The organism is Nocardiopsis metallicus (assembly GCF_014201115.1).
Lineage (GTDB): Bacteria > Actinomycetota > Actinomycetes > Streptosporangiales > Streptosporangiaceae > Nocardiopsis > Nocardiopsis metallicus.
In genome coordinates this window covers 5,621,870-5,641,438 of the sequence record NZ_JACHDO010000001.1, presented here as the reverse complement: position 1 = coordinate 5,641,438, position 19,569 = coordinate 5,621,870, and the positions used below count along the sequence as shown (strand labels likewise).

At 70.4% G+C, this 19,569-nt stretch carries 17 protein-coding genes; 9 read left to right on the top strand and 8 right to left on the bottom strand.

Annotation, left to right across the window (positions count from 1 at the left end):
* The first annotated feature begins 37 nt into the window (after nucleotides 1-37).
* The gene (locus tag HNR07_RS24725) at nucleotides 38-799 is read left to right on the top strand and encodes an ABC transporter ATP-binding protein (protein WP_184372625.1); all 762 of its coding nucleotides are present in this window, start codon (nucleotides 38-40) and stop codon (nucleotides 797-799) included.
* Nucleotides 787-2,784 carry a hypothetical protein gene (locus tag HNR07_RS24720; protein WP_246420489.1) on the top strand — a complete coding sequence of 666 codons (1,998 nt, stop codon included), beginning with the start codon at nucleotides 787-789 and terminating at the stop codon, nucleotides 2,782-2,784. Before HNR07_RS24725 ends, HNR07_RS24720 begins: the two co-directional genes overlap by 13 nt.
* Before the next feature lie 55 nt (nucleotides 2,785-2,839).
* Here the strand turns inward: HNR07_RS24720 and HNR07_RS24715 are convergent, their stop codons facing one another.
* Together HNR07_RS24715 and HNR07_RS24710 are read right to left on the bottom strand one after the other, a co-directional pair.
* On the bottom strand, nucleotides 2,840-4,273 hold the full coding sequence (locus HNR07_RS24715; RefSeq protein ID WP_184360963.1) for an NF041680 family putative transposase: 1,434 nt from the start codon (nucleotides 4,271-4,273) through the stop codon (nucleotides 2,840-2,842).
* 137 nt (nucleotides 4,274-4,410) lie between these two features.
* Complete coding sequence (locus HNR07_RS24710) at nucleotides 4,411-4,908, bottom strand: phosphoribosyltransferase (protein ID WP_184367006.1); 498 nt, start codon at nucleotides 4,906-4,908, stop codon at nucleotides 4,411-4,413.
* Between the two features lie 339 nt (nucleotides 4,909-5,247).
* On the opposite strand from HNR07_RS24710, the gene pdhA reads away from it, so the two are divergent.
* Genes pdhA through HNR07_RS24695 form a run of 3 tightly spaced genes read left to right on the top strand, consistent with a single transcriptional unit; the run spans nucleotide 5,248 to nucleotide 8,716 of the window.
* Nucleotides 5,248-6,333 carry a pyruvate dehydrogenase (acetyl-transferring) E1 component subunit alpha gene (gene pdhA / locus HNR07_RS24705; RefSeq protein ID WP_184367005.1) on the top strand — a complete coding sequence of 362 codons (1,086 nt, stop codon included), beginning with the start codon at nucleotides 5,248-5,250 and terminating at the stop codon, nucleotides 6,331-6,333.
* 2 nt (nucleotides 6,334-6,335) lie between these two features.
* Nucleotides 6,336-7,322 carry an alpha-ketoacid dehydrogenase subunit beta gene (locus tag HNR07_RS24700; RefSeq protein WP_184367004.1) on the top strand — a complete coding sequence of 329 codons (987 nt, stop codon included), beginning with the start codon at nucleotides 6,336-6,338 and terminating at the stop codon, nucleotides 7,320-7,322.
* A complete protein-coding gene (locus tag HNR07_RS24695) occupies nucleotides 7,319-8,716 on the top strand; it encodes a dihydrolipoamide acetyltransferase family protein (protein WP_184367003.1) in 1,398 nt (465 codons plus the stop codon). The genes HNR07_RS24700 and HNR07_RS24695 overlap by 4 nt, the downstream gene beginning before the upstream one ends.
* A gap of 56 nt (nucleotides 8,717-8,772) precedes the next feature.
* Here the strand turns inward: HNR07_RS24695 and HNR07_RS24690 are convergent, their stop codons facing one another.
* Together HNR07_RS24690 and HNR07_RS24685 are read right to left on the bottom strand one after the other, a co-directional pair.
* The gene (locus HNR07_RS24690; protein ID WP_184367002.1) at nucleotides 8,773-9,249 is read right to left on the bottom strand and encodes an SRPBCC family protein; all 477 of its coding nucleotides are present in this window, start codon (nucleotides 9,247-9,249) and stop codon (nucleotides 8,773-8,775) included.
* Between the two features lie 117 nt (nucleotides 9,250-9,366).
* Nucleotides 9,367-9,969, bottom strand: a complete 603-nt coding sequence (locus HNR07_RS24685) for a TetR/AcrR family transcriptional regulator (RefSeq protein WP_246420487.1) — start codon at nucleotides 9,967-9,969, stop codon at nucleotides 9,367-9,369.
* An 89-nt stretch (nucleotides 9,970-10,058) separates the two neighbouring features.
* Between HNR07_RS24685 and HNR07_RS24680 the strand changes: the two genes are divergently transcribed.
* Nucleotides 10,059-10,988 carry an NmrA family NAD(P)-binding protein gene (locus tag HNR07_RS24680; protein WP_184367001.1) on the top strand — a complete coding sequence of 310 codons (930 nt, stop codon included), beginning with the start codon at nucleotides 10,059-10,061 and terminating at the stop codon, nucleotides 10,986-10,988.
* A gap of 124 nt (nucleotides 10,989-11,112) precedes the next feature.
* Here the strand turns inward: HNR07_RS24680 and paaZ are convergent, their stop codons facing one another.
* Nucleotides 11,113-13,146 (bottom strand): phenylacetic acid degradation bifunctional protein PaaZ, encoded by a 2,034-nt coding sequence (gene paaZ / locus HNR07_RS24675; protein WP_184367000.1) that lies wholly within the window; start codon nucleotides 13,144-13,146, stop codon nucleotides 11,113-11,115.
* Between the two features lie 142 nt (nucleotides 13,147-13,288).
* Here paaZ and HNR07_RS24670 point away from each other — a divergent pair, with 142 nt between their 5' ends.
* Nucleotides 13,289-13,888 carry a class I SAM-dependent methyltransferase gene (locus HNR07_RS24670; RefSeq protein WP_246420486.1) on the top strand — a complete coding sequence of 200 codons (600 nt, stop codon included), beginning with the start codon at nucleotides 13,289-13,291 and terminating at the stop codon, nucleotides 13,886-13,888.
* Nucleotides 13,889-13,958: 70 nt separating this feature from the next.
* Here HNR07_RS24670 and HNR07_RS24665 read toward each other — a convergent pair whose 3' ends face one another.
* From HNR07_RS24665 to HNR07_RS24655, 3 genes are all read right to left on the bottom strand, one after another.
* Nucleotides 13,959-14,258: a hypothetical protein gene (locus HNR07_RS24665; protein WP_246420485.1), complete on the bottom strand. Its 300-nt coding sequence runs from the start codon at nucleotides 14,256-14,258 to the stop codon at nucleotides 13,959-13,961.
* Between the two features lie 7 nt (nucleotides 14,259-14,265).
* Nucleotides 14,266-14,532 (bottom strand): AbrB/MazE/SpoVT family DNA-binding domain-containing protein, encoded by a 267-nt coding sequence (locus tag HNR07_RS24660; protein ID WP_184372611.1) that lies wholly within the window; start codon nucleotides 14,530-14,532, stop codon nucleotides 14,266-14,268.
* Nucleotides 14,533-14,772: 240 nt separating this feature from the next.
* Nucleotides 14,773-15,690, bottom strand: a complete 918-nt coding sequence (locus HNR07_RS24655; protein ID WP_184366999.1) for an AraC-like ligand-binding domain-containing protein — start codon at nucleotides 15,688-15,690, stop codon at nucleotides 14,773-14,775.
* 214 nt (nucleotides 15,691-15,904) lie between these two features.
* On the opposite strand from HNR07_RS24655, the gene HNR07_RS24650 reads away from it, so the two are divergent.
* Together HNR07_RS24650 and HNR07_RS24645 are read left to right on the top strand one after the other, a co-directional pair.
* On the top strand, nucleotides 15,905-17,362 hold the full coding sequence (locus tag HNR07_RS24650; RefSeq protein WP_221318919.1) for an aldehyde dehydrogenase family protein: 1,458 nt from the start codon (nucleotides 15,905-15,907) through the stop codon (nucleotides 17,360-17,362).
* A 145-nt stretch (nucleotides 17,363-17,507) separates the two neighbouring features.
* Nucleotides 17,508-19,475, top strand: a complete 1,968-nt coding sequence (locus tag HNR07_RS24645) for a primary-amine oxidase (RefSeq protein WP_184366998.1) — start codon at nucleotides 17,508-17,510, stop codon at nucleotides 19,473-19,475.
* The last annotated feature ends 94 nt before the right edge of the window (nucleotides 19,476-19,569 follow it).

Below are 19,569 nucleotides of genomic sequence, written 5' to 3'. Positions count from 1 at the left end.
AACCGTGAACCAGACAGACACGATCCGTGAGGTGCGCATGTCCCCCCGACCTCCCGCCTTCGAGCTGTACGACCTCTGCAAGAGGTTCGGTACGAAACAGGCGGTTGACCAGGTCAGCCTGACCGTCCCCAGCGGCTCCTTCTACGGCCTCGTCGGACCCAACGGAGCGGGTAAGACCACCTCGCTGACCATGGCCGTGGGGCTGCTGCGACCGGACAGCGGAGGGGCGAGGGTCTTCGGCGCGGACGTGTGGGCCGACCCGCTGCGGGCGAAGTCGATGATCGGGGTCCTGCCGGACGGCATGGCGATGCCCGAACGCCTCACCGGACGCGAACTGCTCACCTACCTGGCCCAGCTGCGCGGCCTGAGCCCCGAACAGGTGGGGGAGCGGGTCGACGACCTGTTGACCGGGCTCGGCCTGGACGAGGCTGAGAACACCCTGATCATCGAGTACTCGGCGGGCATGCGGAAGAAGATCGGGCTGGCCGGGGCCCTGGTCCACGCTCCTCGGCTGCTGGTCCTGGACGAGCCCTTCGAGGCGGTCGACCCCATCTCGGCCACGGTCATCAAGGGGATCCTGCGCTCCTTCACCGAGGGCGGCGGGTCGGTGATCATCTCCAGCCACGTGATGGCGCTCGTGGAGCAGATCTGCGACCACGTCGGTGTCATCGCCCGGGGCCGGGTGCTCGCCTCGGGCACCACGGCGGAGGTCCGGGGAGAGCACGCGGGGCTGGAAGAGGCGTTCGTGGACCTCGTCGGCGCCCCCGAGCCGGTGAAGGGGTTCGCATGGTTGGCGTGATGGTCCGGATGAAGCTGTCGATCCTGCGCAACGGGTCCAGCACCCGCAGGCTCGTCGGCGGGGCGGTCGGCCTTGCCCTGGCGGTCCTCACCGTGCTGGTCTCGGTGTTCGCCCCGATGGACGCGGTGGTCAGTCTGCTCGCGGTGGTCCTCGGCGTGTGGCTCGTCTGCTGGGTTGCCGGCCCCTCGGGCGGCAGCGGCGGTGACGAGTCACTGCGGCCGGAGTACTTCGCCCTGGAACCCGTGCCGCTGCGGACGGTCATGGTCGGCCTGCTCGCCTCGTCCTTCGTGGGGGTCACGGTCCCCGTCACGGCGGTGGCGTCCCTGTCCCTGTTCACCCTGGCGATCCGCTTCGGCCCGCTCGCGGCGCTGGTGGCGGTGGTCGCGGTCCCGCTCACGGTGATCGTGATCGTCCTCTGCTCCCGCGTGTTCACCGCGATGGTGGGCGCCGCGATGCGGACCCGGATCGGGGTCGAGATCAGCGCGGTCCAGAGCGCCGCGGTCCTGGCCGCGGGCTTCTCCGTCTTCATGGTCTACCAGGCGGTGTCCCAGTACACGGACGTGTTCGCGCTGCTGTGGAACGAGGGTGTGGCCGCCCCCTATTCGACCGTCGCGCTCGCGCTGCCCTCCGGCTGGGGCGTGTTCGCTGTTCGGGCGGCCGGGGAGGGTTCCCCGCTGCTCGCCCTCGGCGCGCTGCTCGGTCTGCTGGTGCTCGCGCTGCTCCTGCTCGCCGTGTGGGGAGTGTTCGTCCGCCGCCGGGTGAGCAGCCCGACCACCGGTCCGGCCCGGGGCGGCCGCGGTGTCACCCGCCTGCTCCAGCGCTTCCTGCCCTCCGGGCCGATGGGTGCGGTGATCACCCGGGAACTCCGGACCTGGGGCAAGGACCCCAGGCGCGCCCTGGAACTGCGCGTGGCCCTGTGGACGGGCGTGCTGGTCTGCGCGATGGGCCTGTTGGTCGGGATGACGTTCATGATCCCGCTGGCCGGGCTGATCATGGTCGCGATGGCCGCCCTGATGTCCCTGAACGTGTACGCACTGGACGGCAGCGCGCTGTGGCAGACCCTGCTGACCCCGGGCGCCGAGCGCCGGGACGTGCGCAGCCGTCAGATCACCTGGCTGCTGGTGTTCGTGCCGATCTCCGTGCTGGTGTCGGTGGGCGGAATCCTGTTCACCGGGCAGGACTGGGCCTGGCCCTGGGTGGCCGCGGTGCTGCCCGCGCTGATCGGCGCGGGTGCGGGCCTGAGCGTGCTGTTCGCGCTCATGTGGCCCGCGCCCGGCCCGGAACCGCACCGGCACGGCGGTAGCCCGCTGGCCTCCGGGGACTCCTCGGGCCAGTTCACGGTGCTCTTCCCGCTGCTGCTGGTCTGCGCCGCCCCACCCGCCGCCCTGACCGCTCTCGGGGTGTTCAACGGGAACCAGAACCTGGTCTGGGCCGCGATCGCCTTGGGTGTCGCCGAAGGGCTGCTGCTGGGCTGGGGGCTGGGCCGGGTGGCCTACCGTCGGCTGGAGAAGCGGGGCCCGGAACTGCTCAACACCCTGCGCTGGGGCTGGGACGCCACGGCCGGAAGGAGCGTGGAGCAGGTCGCCGGGGAAAGCTCAGGGAACCACGCCGACGCGGGTTCGGAGAACGCGGAGGAGTGGGCGCTGTTCACCCGCCTCGAACACAACCTCGACACCCTGTCGGGGCGTGCGGGTGCCGCGCTGACGGTGCTGGGCCTGACCTTCTGGCTGCCGCTCTACCAGGGCGCGGCCTCGCTGATCGGGGTCCTCGCGGGCACGGAGCACCCCTCCTGGCACCTGCCGCTGCACCTGCCCGGGCCCCTCCAGCTCCCGGCCGCGGTCGGGATGCTCCTGCTGGGCGCGGTGATGGTCGGCGCCATGCTGCGGATCCTGTTCCGTCCGGTCCCCGAACCGGAAACCGTACCCGGACACCGGGACGGCGCGGAGAACAGGAACGGCCCCGAAACCGTGGTTTCGGAGCCGTGAGGGCCGACCGCGGGGACTAGGGCGTGATCCGCGGACACACGCCCTAGCTTGGCGTTTAACCTGCTTGCTTGGCTCCGGGGTGCCCCGTAGTGCCCGTTTTGTTCTTCTTGGGAACCCCGTATCGGGGAGCTGGACGCTTGTTCTGGCTCCCCACCGGACGCCCCGGACCAGGCCCGCAGGATTTCGGTGCACCCACACACACCGGCAGGTCAGCGCGAATGTACCGAAACCCCCGACGCACCCGCGCCGGACTCATCCGGTCCGCTTCCACCAGCCGATGCCAGGGCAATCTGACCTGACGCGCCAACAACCGGGCCAGACGTAGCTGGGTATAGGCCACCACGACCAGCCAGGACCACCGGTCCGCCGATCGCGGGTCCCGTAGCCGGGGTGCGTTCCACCCCAACGACTGTTTGAGGAAGCGGAAGGTGTGCTCGATGTCGAACCGGCGCAAATAAGCCCACCACATCTGACTGACCTGCTCTGAGCGCATGCCGGTGGCTGAGGACCACAACCACAACGGTTTGGGATCGCGCCGCGAGGGCAAAGCCTGCACCTGCAACAACACCAGGGTGCCCTCGATCACCGGTAGCTCACCGGGGTGCTCGGCCCAGGCTGAGCGGTGGGTCAGCCGGGGATGCATCCGATCCCAGGAGCGCGCGGTGGCACTGCCGTAGCGGCGGGTGGCAGCGGTGGTCACCGTCTCCGGCTCGGGCCAGGTATCGGGGGCGGCCATCCGTAGGGCAGCCCCGTGTTTGGGCGGGCGCCCGTTGGCTGAGATCGGTCGGTGCTCGGCTGGGCCGTAGAGCACCCGGTTGGAGGGCAACCGGCCCACCACCTGAACGGGCAGATCAGCGAGCAGATAGGCCAGACGAGGACTGTCATAGCCCGCGTCAACCACCACCACAATGTCGGGATCGCCCTGCTGGTGGTGTTCAGCCCTGATCAATCGGGCGATCAGCTGGCGGACTTGGTGGGCGGTGACGGTGGTGGGGTCCTCGTCACTGTGCAGGCGGCGCAGGTCCAGGGGCGCGGTCCAGGAGGTGGAGCCCTCTTCCAGTGCGACGATCATGGAGTAGGGCCAGCCCGGGACCATCTCGGCCTGGCCGGTGCCGCGCCCGTAGGTGTGGCACCAGGCCCGGTCAGGGCTGGTCCAGGCGTCCGGGCGCAGCCAGGGGGAGACATCGCAGGCCAACACGATGCGCCCGTGGAAGCGGGGCAGGGGCAGCGAGGCCAGGATCGATCGCAGTTGGGTGGTGTCGATGCTTCCGTGGGCCAGGGCGGCGTAGGCCGAGCCGTGGCCGCGGTGGTGTTCGGGCTCCAGGGAGAGTTGTGCCAGGTGGCGCACGGGGGTCGGGGTGCTGACCAGGGCTTCGCAGACCTCGAAGAGGGCGTCAGCACGTGTGGTCAGGCAGGCGTGGAACTGGGAGCGGAATCGGGCCAATGTCGACAGTGGCTCGACAGGGGTGTGCTGGTGCAGCAGACTCATGGTGACGGCCTTCGTTGTGATCAGGTGTGTTCGTGGTTGAAGCACATGATCACGCGAAGGCCGTTGTGCTGTCCGGGAAACAACGAAGCCCGTGACCGGGACGGTATCCGGTCACGGGCTCGAGGTTAAACGCCAAGCTAGGCGTCGCGCACCTGGTCCTCGCGGTGCACGACCGGGGGCTCCACCGACCACGGGAAGTTGATCCAGCGGTCGGTGTGCTTCCACACGTACTCGCACTTGACCAGCGACTGCGGCTTCTCGTAGATGACCGCGCTGCGCACCTCGGCGGTGTGCTCGGCGCAGAAGTCGTGCACCAGTTTGAGCGTCTTGCCGGTGTCGGCGACGTCGTCGGCGACCAGGACCTTCTTCTTGCTCAGGTCGACCACGTTGGGCACCGGCGGCAGCATGACGGGCATGTCCAGCGTGGTGCCCACACCCGTGTAGAACTCCACGTTCATCACGTGCAGGTTCTTGACGTCGAGGGCGTAACCCAGGCCTCCGGCGACGAAGAGGCCGCCCCGGGCGATGGACAGGATGATGTCGGGCTCGTACCCGTCGTCGGCGATCGCCCGGGCCATGTCCCGCATCGCGGTGCCGAAGAGCTCGTAGGTCAGGTTCTCGCGCTCGTCGCTCACGGTCTGGTTTCCCCCTGAAGTCCCTGCTGGAGTGGTGTGCGCCCGGCGCCTCGCAGGTCAGGCCGCTCGCGGCACCGCTACATGCTAACGACGCCCGAACACCCGGTCGGCGGTGCGGGGTGTCCGCGGGGCGTGCGAGCGGCGAGGGTCACCCGGCACTGAGTCCTGGGCCACATGTCCACCGAGAGCGGTGTCTTGGGTCACATTTTCGGACAAAATGCTCAAAAATCTGGGAACTCTCGCGACATTTTCTTGATTCCTCCTGGTTTGTGGCGAACAGATGGTCGGAAACAGCACCATGTCCCTGTACATATCTTCCGTGAACCAGGAGGTCGCAGCATGGCTGAACACCAGGGCCTACTCCCCTCCGAGCAGCCGCTCCAGCTGCTCGACGAGTCAGGAGTACCGGTCGTCGGCACCGACCTGCGGATGCCCGACTCCCAGCGCCTCCTCGAGGCCTACACCTCCCTGGTGATCGGCCGTCGGGTCAACGACCAGGCCAGCGCCCTCGTCCGCCAGGGCCGCCTCGCCGTCTACCCCTCCTCCCACGGCCAGGAGGCCTGCCAGACCGGCGCCGCGCTCGCGCTGGCCGACGGCGACTGGCTCTTCCCGACCTACCGCGACACCGCCGCCGTCATCGCGCGCGGCGTCGACCCCGTCGAGGTCCTCACCCTGCTCAAGGGCGACTGGCACGCGGGCTACGACCCCTACGCCCACAACGTCGCCTCCCAGGCCACCCCGCTCGCCACCCAGCTCCTGCACGCAGTCGGCGTCGCCCACGCCGCCCGCCTGCGCGGCGAGGACACCGTGGTCATGGCGCTGTGCGGCGACGGCGCCACCAGCGAGGGCGACTTCCACGAGGCCCTGAACTTCGCCGCCGTGTTCAAGGCGCCGGTCGTGTTCTTCGTGCAGAACAACGAGTACGCGATCTCCGTGCCCCTGGCCAAGCAGAGCGCGGCCCCCTCCCTCGCCCACAAGGGCGTCGGGTACGGCGTCAACGGTGAGCGCGTGGACGGCAACGACGCCGCCGCCGTCCTCGCCGTCCTGGAGCGCGCCGTCGAGGCCGCCCGCTCCGGCGAGGGCCCGCAGCTGGTCGAGGGACACACCTACCGGATGCAGGCGCACACCAACGCCGACGACGCCTCCCGCTACCGCAGTGAGGAGGAGGTCGACCCGTGGGTGGCCCGGGACCCCCTGCTGCGGATGGAGACCTACCTCAAGAAGAAGCGCGTGCTCACCAAGGCCCGGCAGGCCGAGATCGCCGAGCAGGCGGAGAAGGTCGCCGCCCACATGCGTGAGGGCGTCAACAAGGACATCGAACCGAACGGCGCCGAGCTGTTCGCGCACGTGTTCGCCGAACCCACCCCGCAGCTGACCGAGCAGGCCGCCTTCCTGGCCGACGAACTGAGCAGAGAGGGCAACTGAACATGGCGACCGAGAAGCTCTCCATGGCGCAGGCGCTCAACCGGGCGCTGCGCGACTCCCTCGATCAGGACCCCTCCGTCTACGTATTCGGCGAGGACGTCGGCCCCCTCGGCGGTGTCTTCCGCATCACCGACGGCCTGACCGCCGAGTTCGGCGAGGACCGCTGCTTCGACACCCCGCTCGCCGAGTCCGGCATCGTCGGCATGGCCGTGGGCATGGCGATGAACGGCATGCGCCCGGTGGTCGAGATGCAGTTCGACGCCTTCGCCTACCCGGCCTTCGAACAGATCGCCAGCCACGTCGCCAAGACCCGCAACCGCACCCGCGGCAAGGTCGGCCTGCCGATGGTCATCCGCGTCCCCTTCGCGGGCGGCATCGGCGGCGTGGAGCACCACTGCGACTCCTCCGAGGCCTACTACGCCCACACCCCGGGCCTGAAGGTCGTCACCCCGGCCACCCCGGAGGACGCCTACTACCTGCTGCGCGAGGCCATCGCCTCCCCCGATCCCGTGGTCTTCATGGAGCCCAAGAAGCTCTACTGGGCCAAGGAGGAGGTCGACTTCGACCGCCCCGCCCCCGGGATCGGCAGGGCCGTGGTCCGCCGCGAGGGCACCGACGCCACCCTCATCGCCTACGGGCCGTCCGTGCCCACCGCGCTGGAGGCCGCCGAGGCAGCCGCCCAGGAGGGCCGCAGCCTCCAGGTCGTGGACGTGCGCTCGGTCGTGCCCTTCGACGACGAGACCGTCTGCGCCGCCGTCCGCTCGACCGGGCGCGCCGTGGTGGTCGCCGAGGCCAGCGGTTACGCCAGCGTCGCCTCGGAGATCGTCGCCCGCGTGACCGAACGCTGCTTCCACTCGCTGGCCGCCCCGGTCCGCCGGGTGACCGGTTTCGACATCCCCTTCCCCCCGCCCAAGCTGGAGCGCTTCCAGCTGCCGAGCGTGGACCGCATCCTCGACGCCGTCGACGACCTGCAGTGGGAGGACCAGTGACGACCCGGATCTTCGACCTCCCCGACCTGGGAGAGGGCCTCACCGAGGCCGAGGTGGTCAAGTGGCTGGTCGCCGTCGGCGACACCGTCACCCTGGACCAGCCGATCGTCGAGGTGGAGACCGCCAAGTCCATCGTCGAGGTCCCCTCGCCCTTCGCCGGGACGGTCAGCGTCCTGCACGGCGAGGAGGGCGAGGTCCTGGCGGTCGGAAAGCCGCTGATCACAGTGGACACCGCCGTGCCCGTCGCCCCCGCCGAGTCCGCCCCGGCTGCCGAGGGCGACGCCGCCGGTGAGCGCTACCGCGAGGAGGAGCGCGCGGGTTCGGGGTCGGGCAACGTCCTGATCGGCTACGGCACCCCCGAGTCCACGGGCTCCGGTCGCCGCCGCCGTCCGCGCAACCGCCCCCCGGCGCGCGGCGCCCAGCCGCCCGCCCCGGCGGCACCCCTCCCGACCACCCCGGTGCGCCGGGTCCCGCTGGTCACCTCGCCGCTGGTCCGCCAGCTAGCCCGCGAGGCCGGACTGCGTGTGGCCGACATCGAGGGCAGCGGCCCGGGTGGCCTGATCACCCGCCGCGACGTACGCTCCGCGATCGAGGCGGCCGGTGCCAACACCGCTCCGGCCCCGTCCGCCCCGATCGCGGCCCCCGCTCCGGACGCTCCGGCAGCCGGGCCCGCTCCGGTCGAGCCGGGCGCGATCGACACCCGCACCGGTCTCACCGAGTCCCAGCGGGTCCCGATGGGCACCTTCCGCAAGGCCGTGTCCGCCTCGCTCACGCGCAGCCGCAGCGAGATCCCCGAGGCCACCGTGTGGGTGGACGTGGACGCCACCGAACTGGTGCGCCTGCGCCGGTCCGACCCGGAGGGGCCGGGCCTGCTCGCCTACGTGGCGCGGTTCGTGCTCGCCGGTCTGCGCGCCTACCCGGAGCTCAATGGCCTGGTGGACACCGAGCGAGAGGAGCTCGTCCAGTACGACGGCGTCAACCTCGGCCTGGCCGTCCAGACCGACCGCGGCCTGGTCGCCCCGGCCGTGATGGGCGCGCACAAGTTGACCACCGCCGAGCTGGACACCGAGATCAAGGGGCTCACCCGGCTGGCCCGCGAGGGCAAGGCCACCCCGGCCCAGCTCACCGGCGGCACGTTCACGCTGAACAACTTCGGTTCGCTCCGTGTGGACGGCAGCGCCGCCATCATCAACCACCCGCAGGTCGCGATCCTCGGCATCGGCCGGATCATCGACCGCCCCTGGGTGGTGGACGGTGAGCTCACGGTCCGCAAGGTCACCCAGCTGTCGTTCGCCTTCGACCACCGCGTCTGCGACGGCGGCGCGGCGGCAGGCTTCATGCGCGTCGTCGCCGACGCCATGGAGAACCCGGCCGGGGCCATCGCTCACCTGTGAGCCGGGTTCGGGGATAACGAGCGCCCCGGAGGAGTCGGCACCTCCGGGGCGCTGCCTCATGTCCGACCGCCTGCCAGGGCCGCGTGCATTCGTTCGAGCCTCGGGCCGAAGGCGCCACGGACGCCCACGGCGGCGGCGAGGTCGCCCGCCGGGCCCAGGCCCGTGCTGATCTCCACCAGGTCCGTGTGCCGGGTACCGGAACCGTGCGGCTCGACGGTGTGGGTGTGCCGCCAGTAGCGGAACGGACCGCGCACCTGGAGGTCGCTGAACGACCGCCCCTCCTCGTAGGCGTCGATGACGGCGGTCCAGCGCACCGGGAACACCCCGGCCGCGCCCCAGCGCAGGTCCAGGACCTCGCCCCGGCCGAAGCGTTCCGGCCATTGCAGGACCTCCACCCCGGGCGGCATGGCGTCCAGGAAGCCCGCCTCGCTCTGGACCAGTGCGAAAACCCGCTCCGGCGGCGCGGCGAAGTCCTCGACCACCCGCAGTTTCGTGGTGCGCCTGGGCCGCACGCTCCGGTCACGCTCTCTCACGGTCTCCCCTTTGCCCGAGTGCCGGCGGTGTTCTCGGAGCCGGCGCGGTGTTCTCGGAGCTGGCACTGTGTCGGGCCATCAGTATGCCAGTGGCACCAGCCCCGGAACGGGAGGACGTCAGCTCCGGGCGGGTGACCAGATCCCCTCGGTGAACTGGAGCAGGAGGCGCTGGGCCTCGGCCGCGTTGTCCTCGTGGTGCTCCGTGGCCAGCGAGATGCCGTTGGCCAGGACCAGAAGGTCCCGGATGTCAGCTGAGGGACGGGCCGCCCCCTCCTCGACGGCGCGCTGCAGGAGCGGCGCGCCCGCGTCGGCCAGCGACGCGAAGCAGCTTCTCGTGTCCGGGTCCTTGAAGGTGTCGTCCGTCATGGCCAGGGCGGCGGCCAGGCCATTGGCCGACGTGAGGTAGCTGCAGACCTCCCCCAACCACGCGGTGAGCACGGTCCGGGCGTCACCGCTGTCGGCCAGAACCCGGGCACGGTCAGCGAGGGCCGCCACCCGCTCGTGGAAGACCTCTTCGAGCAGTGCGCTCCGGGTGGGGAAGTGGCGGTACACCGTGGCCGATCCCACACCGGAGGTTCGGGCGATCTCCTCGAAGGAGGCGTCGGCCCCGTGCCTGGCCACGACCGCCTCGGCGGCGGCGAGGATCCGCTCGTAGTTGCGCCGGGCGTCGGCGCGCATCGGATGAGGTGCGCGCGTGGGCTTCGGACTGCTTGCGGACAAGTCGACCACCTCAGGGTTTGCATAAACGGGGAGTGCCCCCATATTGTACCGAAGTGTAAATGGGGAGTCCCTCCGTTTAGGGGAAGAATATGTCGACAGACCAGAACACCGCACCTGTACTCGTCACGGGCGCCACCGGACGACAGGGCGGTGCCACGGCCCGAGCCCTGCTCGCCCTGGGCGTCCCCGTGCGCGCCCTCGTCCGCGATCCCGGCTCCGAGCGCGCCAAGGCGGTGGAGGCACTCGGCGCCGAGCTGGTCAAGGGCGACCTCTACGACGTCGGCTCCGTCCGCGAGGCGGCCCGCGGCGTCCGCGCCGTGTTCTCGGTGCAGATGCCCGACATGAACAACATCGAGGGCGACTCCGAGTGGGTCTTCGGCAGCAACCTCGTTCGGGCCGCCCAGGAGGCGGGCGTGTCCCAGTTCGTGCACACCTCCGTCTCAGGGGCCGGAACCCACCGGGACGCACCCGGCTGGGCGGAGGGGCGCTGGAAGGCCGTGGAGCACTACTACGAGACCAAGTTCGGGCTCGAGGAACTGGTCCGCGGGGCCGGGTTCGAACACTGGGCGGTGCTGCGCCCGGGCTTCTTCATGGAGAACTTCGACCGGTCCGAGGGTTTCATGCTGACCCCCGGCCCCGAACTGCGCATGCTGACCGTCCTCCGTCCCGACACCGTCCTCGCCATGGTCGCGGTCGAGGACATCGGAGCGGCCGCGGCGGCCGCGATCACCGACCCGGAACGCTTCCACCAGGTCACCTTGGAATTGTCCGGTGACCGGCTGCCGATGAGCGAGGTCGCCGGGGTCCTCTCCAGCGCGCTGGGCGTCGAACTGGCCGCCCCGTCCATGGGCGCGGAGGAGGCTCTCGCGGCCGGCATGTTCGCGCCCCTCGCCGCCGCGCACGAGTACATGAACCAGGTCGACACCCCCGCGCGTCCGGAGTTCGCGCACGCCCTGGGGATCCCCACGACCTCCTTCGCCGCCTGGGCCGGGGAGCACATGCGCCCGACCGGTCTCTGATCGGCCGCGGACACGGCGGTGCCCCCGACCCCGAGAAGGCGGATTCTCGGGGGCACCGCCGCATGTCGCCTGATCGACCTGTCGACAGACCGACAGGTCGATCAGTACGCGTGTCTGCTCCGGACTACTCCGCTCCCTTGGCCACCAGGGTGAGGACGTCGTAGGTGGCGACCGCCTCGCCGTCCTGGTCGGTGACCACGGCGTCCCAGCGGACCTCGCCGTACTCGGCGTTGGTGCGCGGGGTGATCTGCTTGGCGGTCAGCGTCACCTTGATCACCGCGTCCTCCTTCACCGGGGTGAGGAAGCGCAGGTGGTCCACGCCGAAGTTGGCCAGCACCGGGCCCGGGGCAGGGTCCACGAACAGGCCCGCGGCCAGCGACACCACCAGGTAGCCGTGCGCCACGATCCCGCCGAACAGCGGGTTGGCGGCGGCGGCCTCCTCGTCGGTGTGCGCGTAGAACGTGTCACCGGTGAACTCGGCGAAGTGGTCGATGTCCGCGCGGGTCACCGCGCGCTCGGCCGACTCGATGGTGTCGCCGATCCGCAGCTGGCTCAGGTCCTTGCGGAACGGGTGCACGTCGCCCACACTGCGGCGCGAGCCCGTGGTCCACTGGCCGGTGATCGCGGTGAGCATGTCCGGGGAACCCTGGACGGCGGTGCGCTGCATGTGGTGCTTGACGCCGCGCACACCGCCCATCTCCTCGCCGCCGCCCGCGCGGCCCGGCCCGCCGTGCACCAGCACCGGCAGCGGGGAGCCGTGGCCGGTGGACTCCTTGGCGTCGTCCCGGTTGAGCACCAGGACGCGGCCGTGCCAGGGGGCGACGCCCAGGACGACCTCACGGGCGACGTCCTCGTCATTGGTGACCAGCGAGCCGACCAGGCTGCCCTGTCCGCGCGCGGCGAGTTCCACGGCCTCGGCCACGGTCTCGTACGTGATGACCGTGCTGACCGGGCCGAAGGCCTCGACGTCGTGCGGCTCCTTCGCGCCGGGTTCGGCACGCAGCAGGATCGGCGACATGAACGCGCCGGTCTCCGCGTCCGCGCCGAGCACCTCGACCGCGTCCGGGTCGCCGAAGACCAGCTCACTGGAGGTGCGCAGGGCCTTGACCGCCTTGCGGACCTCCTCGCGCTGGTCCAGGGAGACCAGCGCGCCCATCCGGGCGTCCGGGTGGTCGGCGGCACCGACGACCACCTTCGACAGGCGGTCGGTGAGGGCCTCGGTGACGGCCTCGGCCATCGACGAGGGCACGATGACCCGGCGGATGGCGGTGCACTTCTGACCCGCCTTGACCGTCATCTCCGCTACGACCTGCTTGACGTACAGGTCGAACTCGGGGTCCTCCGCCTTCACGTCCGGGCCGAGGATCGAGCAGTTCAGCGAGTCGGCCTCGACGTTCAGCTGGACCCCGCCGCTGACCACGTTCGGGTGGTTGCGCAGCAGCGCGCCCGTGGCCGCCGACCCGGTGAAGCCCACGATGTCCTGCGGTCCCAGGTTGTCGAGCAGCCCCCGGTGGCTGCCCACCAACAGCTGGATCGACCCCTCGGGCATGAGGCCGGACTCGACCATCCGCTTCACCACCGCGACCGTCAGGTACGAGGTCTGCCCGGCGGGCTTGACGATGCTCGGAAGCCCCGCGAGGAAGGCCGGCGCGAGCTTCTCCAGCATGCCCCAGACGGGGAAGTTGAAGGCGTTGATCTGCACCGCGACGCCCGGCCGCGACGTGTAGACGTGCTGTGCGACGAAGGTGCCGCCCTTGCTCAGCGGTTCGAGCGGACCGTCCAGGATGACCGTCGAGTTGGGCAGCTCGCGCCGACCCTTGCTGGAGAAGCTGAACAGCGTGCCGAAGCCGCCGTCCACGTCGACCATGGTGTCGCGCTTGTTCGCGCCGGTCCGGTACGAGAGGGCGTAGAACTCGTCCTTGTACCCCATGAGGTGCTTGGCGACCTCCTTGAGGATGTTCGCCCGCTGGTGGAACGTCAGAGCCCGTACTGCCGGGCCGCCGACCTCACGCGCGTACTCGATCATCGCCGCGACGTCGGGGCCGTGCTTCGAGATCCGCGCGACGGTCTCGCCGGTGTTCGCGTCGGCCAGCGGCGAGCCCTCGTCCGCGGGGGTGAACCACGACCCCTGTGCGTAGCTCTCCAGTACTTCGGACACGTGACGGTCCTCTCCTCGTTGGGTCTCTGTGAACAGTATTACAGACCGATCGGTCAGTAAATAGTCTCCCGCCTCACCAGGGCTTTTCCCGGCTGGGGCGGGTCGCCTGGGGGGCCTCACCAGCCCGATCTACCGTGGAGCCATGACCAACTACGCGCGGATGTACCGTCTTGGTTTCACCCCCTGGGAGCGCTACGGTCCCGCCGCGGGAGCCCAGCTCCGCTCCTGGCTCGACCGCGAGTCCAAGGAGCGCCCGAGCCCGGGCCGAGCCCTCGACATCGGCTGCGGCCGTGGACAGTTCACCCCCGAGCTCGTCGACCACGGCTGGCAGACCACCGGCGTCGACCTCGTCCCCGCCGCGATCGAAGCCGCCCGCGAGAAGGGCCCCGCCGAAGCCGTCTACGTCGTCGGCGACGCCACCGACCTCTCGCCTGACCTCGGCGAGTTCGACCTCTTCCTCGACGTCGGCTGCTTCCAGGGCCTCGACGGCGCACAGCAAGCCGCCCTGGCCCGCGGCGTCACGGCCCTCGCCAACCCGGGCGCCACCCTGCTGATGCTCGCCTTCGGCCCCTCCGCCTTCCGCCGCATGGTCGAGGGCGTCTCCCAGGCCGAGGTCGAAGCGGCCTTCCCCAAGACCCAGTGGGAACTCCGCGATGTCGAGGACGCCACCACCGAGGGCCTCGGCTTTCCCATGAACCGCACCAAACCCAAGTGGTACAGGTTCCGCCGCACCACCAGCTGACCTGCCTCTCGCCCGCATGAGAAAGCTCCACCCGGTGTCCGAGTGGAGCTTTCCTGTGTTTCCCAGCGGGTCAGAGCGGCCCCGGGGCGAAGATGGAGTGAGTGCCGACCCTGCGCCAGATGACGTGCGGCTTGCCGGGGAAGCGCTCGTCTCCGTACTCCCACGTGGCCCGACCGTCGGGTGCCCAGGTCATTTCGTAGACGCCGGGAGCGCCCTGCACTCCCTTGACCCGTAGCCCGAGCCGGAACTCCCCCTTCTGCACGTCGGGAGCGAACTGGTCGGTGACCACCGCACGAAAACGCGCGGCCTGCTCCCTGGTCAGCTTCTTGAAGTCCGCTTTGAATCGGGGGGTGGTGGCGAACGTGGCCAACTGGTCTTCAGCGCTCCTGTTCAAGAGCGTCGAACATCGACTCCGCGTCCTCGAACCCCTCGGTGCGACCAGCGGCGATCTGCTCGCTGGCCTCCCGCTCGCCCTGCTGCCATTCCCGGTCCCAGAACCAGGCCTGATCCGAGGGCACCACGGTCATGCCGCGCAGCACGACCTGGCCGTCCTCGCTGATCTCGAACTCGACCTCGTCGCCTTCGCGAATGTGCAGTGCCTCGATGACCTCCCGAGGCAGGGTGAGTTGGTTCTTGCGACGCATCACCGCACGCCGACGTCTCCTCTTCGTTTCCCTCATGGCTATCGGGAACCTTCCAGTCGTGTTGCGCCGCTTCCCCAACCGGCGCACCCTCACTCGAGCTTACGTTCCGAAATTCCTACTGTCCGACAGTAAGAAAAATCGCGCCTCGAAGACCGAAGCGCGCTGTGGATGTCTGCTTGCCCGCCGACAGCCCGGAGCGCTCCCGCGAGATAGTCCGCCGAGCCGCCCACCCGACCTCCCTCACCCCCGGGAGCGGGCCCGGATCTCTCTGGCCGTCTCACCGAACTCGGCTCTGAGCATCCGGCTCAGGTGCCCCGAATCGAGCACTCCCCAACGGGCGGCGACGGCCGATGTGCTCCGGTCGGCCAGGAGGGGGTCGCCGAGGTCGCGGCGAATGCGGGACAGTCTTTCGGTGCGGATCCACCGGGCGAGGGTGAACCCTCTGGCTTGGCACAGTTTGTGCAGGTAGCGCGGGGAGACGCGGTGCGCTGAGGCGACGGACTCCACGGACAGGCCCGGGTCCGACAGGTTGGCCAGGCAGTACGCCTGGATCCGTTCCCAGGGGTCCTCCGCCTCTTCGGGGAGGGCGTCGACGAAGGCCGCGCAGACCAGGGACACCAGTGCTGTGGCGAGGTGGTGCTGCGCGCTGGCGGCGGCATCGGAGCCCGTGCCGGCGGCCACCCCCTGGAGCATCGTGGTCAGCAGCGCGCCGGTGCCGCGTTCGGCGGGCACGGGAATGGCCACCCGTTGGCGGAGCTGGTCCGCGTGCGCCCCGAACAGGTACGCGGGGATCCCCACCACCGTCGTGTCGTAGGACTCCCAGAACGGGAGTTCGTAGGGCCGCCCGGACTCGTAGATGACCAGGTCGCCCGGTCTGAGCAGGCACTGCCGCCCGCCCTGGTCCACCCCCGCCCTGCCGGAGACGTGCCAGGCCACCTTGATCAGGTCCGGATCCGTCGAGCTCATCACCGAGCGCTCCCGCTTCACCGTCACCGGGTCGGCCTGGATCCGGGTGAGCACCAGCTCGTCCACCCGCATGCTGCCGAACTCGCCGTGGAAGGGACTCCCGCCCTCGGCGCGGATGCGCAGGGGCGCGAAGGCCTCGGACGCCGCTGCCTCGAAGCCCTCGATCCGGTCCATGGAGCGCACATCGGTCACGTCCGTCTCCCTTCCCCCACGTTACGGCTCTGACATGGGCGTCCTCCGCGACGCCCGCTGTCCGGATCCGCCGCCCGAGGACCTGACCGAATGTTAGCCGCGCCACTCCGAACCGAACAGGGTGTGCGCGAAACGGCGACTGGCCGTGCGGGCGATGGCGACTCCTCCGGCGGCTGCGTGACTACGGTCACCCCCAAGCGACGAAGGGGTACCCATGGCAGACCACGTCCACAAGGACCTGCGCACCGACATGTTCATCGACGGCGAGTGGACCACCGGGACCGGCACCGGGACCATCCCCACGTACGACCCCGGCACCGGTGCCGTGATCACCGAGGTTCCCGAGGCCACCACGGCCGACGTGAACACCGCTGTGGAGGCCGCCGAGCGGGCCTTCGAGTCCGCCGAGTGGGCCGGGATGCTCCCCGCCGCCCGCGCCAAGCTGCTGCTCGACCTGGCCGACCTGCTGGAGGCCGAGGCCGACTCCTTCGCCCGCCTGGAGAGCACCGACCAGGGCCAGCCGCTCGGTATCAGCTCCGGGATCTCCGTCCCCAACGCCGTCGAGCACCTGCGCTACTACGCCGGCTGGGCCACCAAGATCACCGGGGTCACCGCCCCGCTGTCCGTCCCAGACGTGGACTACCGGACCCGCCGCGAACCGCTCGGCGTCTGCGCGCTCATCACGCCGTGGAACTTCCCGCTGATGATCCTGGTCTGGAAGCTCGCACCCGCCCTGGCCACCGGCAACACCGTGGTGGTCAAGCCCGCCGAGCAGACCCCGCTCACCACGCTCCGCCTCACCGAGCTCGTCCGCCGCGCGGGCATCCCCGACGGGGTCGTCAACGTGGTCACCGGCGGCCCCGGGGTCGGCAAGGCCCTGGTCGCGCACCCCAAGGTCGCCAAGGTCTCCTTCACGGGCTCCACCGAGGTCGGCCGCGAGATCGCCGCCCGGGCCGGGCACGACCTCAAGCACGTCTCCCTCGAACTCGGCGGAAAGGCGCCGTCCATCATCACGGCCGACGCCGACATCGACGCCGCCGTCCGGGGCAACCTCATGGGCGGTCTGCTCAACTCCGGTCAGGTCTGCGCCGCCTACACCCGCTTCTTCGTGGACGCCGCCCGCCATGACGAGTTCGCGGACAAGCTCGCCGCCGGGGCCGCCTCGATGCGTCTGGGCCACGGCCTGTCCGAGAACACCGACCTCGGCCCGGTGGTCTCCGCCGAACAGCGCGACCAGGCTGAGGAGTACGTGCGGATCGGCCGAGACGTCGACGGCGCCCACCTGCACGACCGTGCTCCCGCTGAGGGTGAGGGCTACTTCGTCCGTCCCGCCGTTTTCTCCGGGGTCACCGACGACATGCGCATCGCCCGCGAGGAGATCTTCGGCCCGGTGCTGTCCGTTCTCCCCTACGACAACCCCGACGAACTCGTCGCCCGGGCCAACGACACCGACTACGGCCTGGCCGCCGTCGTGTGGTCACGCGACATCGGTGTGGCCAACCGCCTGGCCGCCCGGGTTCGCGCGGGCACGGTGTGGATCAACATGCCCCCGTTCCTGGACGCCGCCGCCTCCTGGGGCGGGATGAAGGCCTCCGGTCTGGGCCGCGAGATGGGCTGGTCCGCCATCGAGGCGTTCACGCAGGTCAAGAGTGTCTGGACCAATCTGGCCTGAGCCACCCTCTCGACAGGTCCCCTTGCCGACGTGTCGACTTGTCGCGAAGCCAATTCACCGACTCACCGACTCGCCGACTCAGCGACTTGGAGACCTGGCGACACCGCGCACCGACGCCCCCGCCCACCTTCCGCGAAGGACCACGATGGCCGGCAACCCAGCCCATCCGAAACATCCGCTCGACGCCCTCACCCCGGACGAGATCACCGCCACCCGCGACATCCTCACCCGCACCGGGCACGCCACGCCCCGGAGCAGGTTCGTGTACGTGGGCCTGGAGGAACCCGCCAAGCGCGACCTGATCGCCCATGCCGCCCGCACTCCCGGCACCTGGTCCGCCACCGCCCCGGACCGGCGCGTACGCGTCATGCTCCTGGACACCGGCGGAGGCCCCTCCCGTGACCTCGTCGTCTCGCTCACCCACGCCCGGGTCGACTCCGAACGCGAACTCGACCCCCTCACCGACGGCCAGCTGCCCGTCCTCGACGAGGAGTTCGAGCTGGTCGAGCGTGTGCTGACCGCCGACGAGCGCTGGCTCAAGGCCCTGCGCGACCGCGACCTCGACCCCGCCCGGGTCCGGGTGGCGCCGCTGTCCGCCGGGGTCTACGACGACGAGTACCCCGAGGAACGCGGTCGCCGTATTCTGCGCGGGCTCGCCTTCGTCCAGGAGCACGAGGCCGACCACCCCTGGGCACACCCTGTGGACGGGCTCGTCGGCTACGTCGACGTCGCCAACCACACCGTGGACCGCGTCCTGGACTTCGGCCCGGTCCCGGTGCCCTCGGTCAACGGAAACTACACGGCCCCCGAGCTGGTCGGCCCGCACCGCACCACCCAGAAACCCATCGAGATCACCCAGCCGGAGGGGCCCGGCTTCACCCTCGACGGCAACCTCCTCACCTGGGAGAACTGGTCACTGCGCATCGGCTTCGACGCTCGCGAGGGGTTGGTTCTGCACCAGATCTCCTTCCATGACCGCGACCAGAACCGCGAGCGCCCCCTCATCCACCGGGCCTCCATCGCCGAGATGGTGGTCCCCTACGGCGACCCCTCTCCGGTGCGTTCCTGGCAGAACTACTTCGACACCGGCGAGTACATGGTCGGCCGTTACGCCAACGCCCTCCAGCTCGGCTGCGACTGCCTCGGCGACATCACCTACCTGGACGCTGTGATCGCAGACGAGTCCGGCGCGCCCAAGACCCTGCCCAACGCCGTGTGCATGCACGAGGAGGACTTCGGCGTCCTCTGGAAGCACACCGACCTCTGGGCGGGCTCGGCCGAGACCCGCCGCCAGCGCCGCATGGTGATCTCGTTCTTCACCACCGTGGGCAACTACGACTACGGGTTCTTCTGGTATCTGTACCTGGACGGAACCATCGAGTTCGAGGCCAAGGCGACCGGCATCGTCTTCACCTCGGCCCACCCCGGCGGCGACTACCCGTACGCCTCGGAGGTCGCCCCCGGCCTGGGCGCGCCCCTGCACCAGCACCTGTTCTGCGCCCGCCTGGACATGAACCTGGACGGCACCACGCACCGGGTGGAGGAGGTCGACGCGGCGCGTGTTCCCCTCGGTCCGGACAACCCGCGCGGAAACGCCTTCACCCGCAAACGCACCGTGCTCACCTCCGAACTCGGGGCCCAGCGCCTGGCGGACGCCTCCGTGGACCGGGTGTGGCACGTGTCCAACCCCGAGTCGCTGAACCACCTCGGCCAGCCGGTCGCCTACGCGCTGCACCCGGAGGGCAAGCCGGTGCTGCTCGCCGACCCCGCGTCCTCGGTGGCGGCGCGGGCGGCCTTCGCCACCAGGCACCTGTGGGTGACCGCCCAGGACGACACCGAGCGCTACCCCGCGGGTGACCTGGTCAACCAGCACCACGGCGGGGCGGGCCTGCCCGCGTTCACCGCCGCGGACCGGGCGATCGACGGCCAGGACGTGACCGTCTGGCACACCTTCGGCCTGACGCACGCGCCCCGCCCCGAGGACTGGCCGATCATGCCGGTGGACTACACGGGCTTCAAGCTGCGCCCGGTGGGCTTCTTCGACCGGAACCCGACGCTGGACGTCCCGCCCACGGTGAGCGCGCACGGCTCGCACGGCTGCTGCGCGGACTGAGCCGCGCCGCCCGCACCACAGCGGATGAGCGGGGAAAGCTGGGAAAGCGGGGGAAGCGGTCATTTCGGCGGTGCGCCGGAGCCCTTCCCCCGCG